This is a genomic window from Photorhabdus stackebrandtii (assembly GCF_011189495.1).
Classification (GTDB): Bacteria; Pseudomonadota; Gammaproteobacteria; order Enterobacterales; family Enterobacteriaceae; genus Photorhabdus; species Photorhabdus khanii.
The window spans coordinates 1-3,348 of the sequence record NZ_PUJV01000081.1 but is presented as its reverse complement, the minus strand read 5'-3'; the positions used below and the strand labels follow the sequence as shown (position 1 = coordinate 3,348).

At 55.6% G+C, this 3,348-nt stretch carries 1 protein-coding gene; it reads right to left on the bottom strand.

All coding sequences use genetic code 11. The features are described from left to right. The coding region (locus C5470_RS21515) for a non-ribosomal peptide synthetase (protein ID WP_166291806.1) at positions 1 to 3,348 on the bottom strand (3,348 nt) is incomplete at both ends.

Sequence of the window (3,348 nt, the reverse complement as noted above, 5' to 3'; positions counted from 1 at the left end):
AATAATCCCACCACCATCTCCAGACTGCGCTCGGCGCAGATGGCGACCCGGTCATCCGGCTGCACGCCGAGGGTCAACAGATGATGGGCCAGCCGGTTGGCGCGGCGGTTCAGTTCGTCATAGCTGACGGACTGTTCTTCAAACACCACAGCAATGGCATCCGGGGTACGTGCCGCCTGTTGTTCGAACAATTCATGGATCAGGGCTTCCTGCGGGAAATCCGCCTGTGTGGCGTTGAAATTCATCAGTTGCTGATGTTCAGCAGTAGGCAGAACCGATAGGCTCAAAATAGATTGCTGGGGTTCAGTTGCCAGAGCTTCAATCAGGCCGCTGATGGCGGTAACCAGATAGTTTGCGACCCGGGTGGGGTCAATCCCTGAAATAGCCTGAGCCACTAGATTGAAGCCTTCCCCTAAATCATCCACCGAGAGGGTCAACGGGTAATTAGTACGTTCCTCTGTCGCCAACAAGCGCATGCCATCCCAGGTTGTATCGTCTGCGTCTGACTGGGTATGGCGGTAGTTAAGCAGAGCGCTGAACAATGGCATCGGTGGCGTCACACCACTGCAACGCTGGGCCAGCGCCAGAGGGGCCTGTTCATGTTCCAGCAGTGCCGTGAGGTCACGATAGGTGGACTGCACCACTTCCAGTACACTGCGACCGGCAAGGGATACCCGCAATGGCAGGGTATTGATAAACAACCCCATTACCCGATCGGCGCCGGCAGAGCCTTGCAGACGGCCCAACAGTACGGTGCCGAAGACCACATCATCACGGCCGCTGGTTTGCGCCAACACCAGCGCCCAGGCAACATGGAACATTACACTTGGGCTGATACCCAGACGGCGGGCCTGGTTGCGGATCGCCCGGGCGAGTGTGGTATCTAGAGGTATATGAATTTCGGACACATCCTCACCGTCGCCTTGCACATTAAGCAGACCAAAGGGGGCAGTTGGTTCATCGATATCGGCGAGCTGCGTACGGAAGTAATCCTCATGTACAGAAACCGGTACGCTCAGAGTTTGAGCGATAAAGTTACGGTATGGCAGCGAATTAGTCAGTTCTCCCGTACGCCCCTGCAACAACAGGCGGATTTCGGCGATGATAAGTTCCAGTGTCATATGATCGCCGATCAGATGGTGGAAGCCCAAAGCTAACAACCACTCATGGCTGGTCGGATCATAGGCAATATCGGCAGTGAGCAGCGGTGCCTGACTGAGATCGTACCGACGCTGGCGTGGGTTGGTGTGGGCCTGTAGCTGGGCCAGCACATTGTTTGCCGAGACCGGCACAAAGGTGTTCACTGACAGGGATGCCTGACGCCAGACCACTTGTACGGGCTGGGTCAGTCCCTGCCAACAGATGGCAGTACGCAGGATATCGTGGCGGTCGATCACCTGTTGCAGGGCACCAAGGAAAGCGTCGAGACGTGTACGGTTATCAAAAGCTACCAAGCTGTTTAACAGATAGGTATCCCCATGTTCCTGCAAGCGATGGTGGAACAAGATGCCTTCCTGCAACGGGGCAAGCGGGTAGATATCCTGCACATTAGCCGCCCCGCCGGGAACAGTGTCGATAATGGTATCGAGCTCAGTCTGGGATAGTTTCACCAACGGTAACAGATCCGGGGTGAGGATAGTGCAATCTTCGGTAATGCGACTAGGCGGTACGACGAAGACCGGTTTACCCTGATGTGTTTGTATCATCTGAGCCATCTCGGCAAGCACGGGTGTAGAGAAAACACTACGGACATCAAGCAACCAGCCAGCGCCACGCAATCGCTCAATCAGACTGACCGCCATCAGTGAATGGCCGCCGAGTTCGAAGAAATGATCATGACGGCCAACACGCTCCAAGCCCAGCAGCTCCTGCCAAATCTGCACCAGAAGGGTTTCCAGTTCGCCCTCAGGCGCTTCATAACCACGCGTTGCCACGGCAGACTGCTCAGGGTCGGGTAGCGCCTTACGGTCAAGTTTACCGTTAGGGGTCAGCGGGAAAGTTTCCAGCGTCACAAAGGCGCTGGGCAGCATATAATCGGCCAGATGTTGCGCCAGTTGCTGGCGCAGTTCGGCTGGCACCAGTTCAACGCCGGACTGAGGCCGGAGATAGGCCACCAGACGTTTTTCTCCGGCAATGTCTTCGCGGGCGATAACAACAGCTTCGCGCACTCCAGAACATTGGGCGAGGCGTGCCTCGATTTCACCGAGCTCAATCCGGAAACCACGCAGCTTGACCTGAAAATCGTTGCGGCCAAGGTACTCGATATTACCATCCGGCAGCCAGCAGCCGAGATCACCCGTCTTGTACAGTCGGTCATCTGGTGTTGTTGAGAAGAGATCAGGAATAAAACGCTCTGCCGTCAGTGCTGGACGGTTGAGGTAACCGCGGGCCACACCGGCACCACCAATATAGATCTCACCGGCCACACCAAGGGGCACCGGCTGGCCTTGTGCATCCAGAATATAAATCCGGGTGTTGGCGATCGGTTGACCAATAGGGGGCGCATTTTCATTACGGACATCACATAGATAGAGAGTTGCACAGACGGTACTTTCTGTTGGCCCATAGGCATTGATCATCCGTCGCCCCGCTGCCCACCGTTTGACCAGCGCGGGCGGACAAGTTTCACCTGCCAAAACTAAAGTTGTCAAGTCGGGTAGGTCAGCATCAGGCGTTAAGGCACTAGCTGCAACAGGAGGAAGAGTCACATGGGTGATCGCCTGAGTTTGCAGAGTCTTGAGCAGCGCTTTACCAGGTAACAAGGCTTCGCGGGATGCCAGAACAAGACAGGCACCTTGACACAGTGTAGTAGCAATTTCAGAGATACAGGCATCAAAGCTGAAAGAAGCGAATTGCAATAACCGACTGTCAGCTGTGATATGAAATGCTTCAATTTGTGCGTTAATCAAGTTGCGCAGGCCACGATGTTCAACCATGACCCCTTTGGGCTGACCGGTGGAGCCGGAGGTGTAGATAACATACGCCAGATGATGTGGAGTCAACCCCCTTGCATGGGTACCAGGGTTATTGTCCGCACAGGTATCGAAGGTTTGGGTATCCAGCAGCACCGTCGGCAGACCGCTGCCCAATTTTTCAACCAGTGACGTCTGGGTAAGCAGGACCACCGGCGCCGCATCTGCCAGCATATAGGCCAGCCGTTCAGTCGGGTAAGCCGGGTCGAGGGGCACATAGGCGCCACCGGCTTTAAGGGTTCCCAGCAGTCCCACCACCATCGCCGGACTGCGTTCAACACAGATAGCGACCCGGTCATCAAGCTGTACGCCCAGTGCAATTAAATGATGCGCCAGCTGGTTGGCGCAGCGGTTCAGTTCACCATAGCTGAGTGAC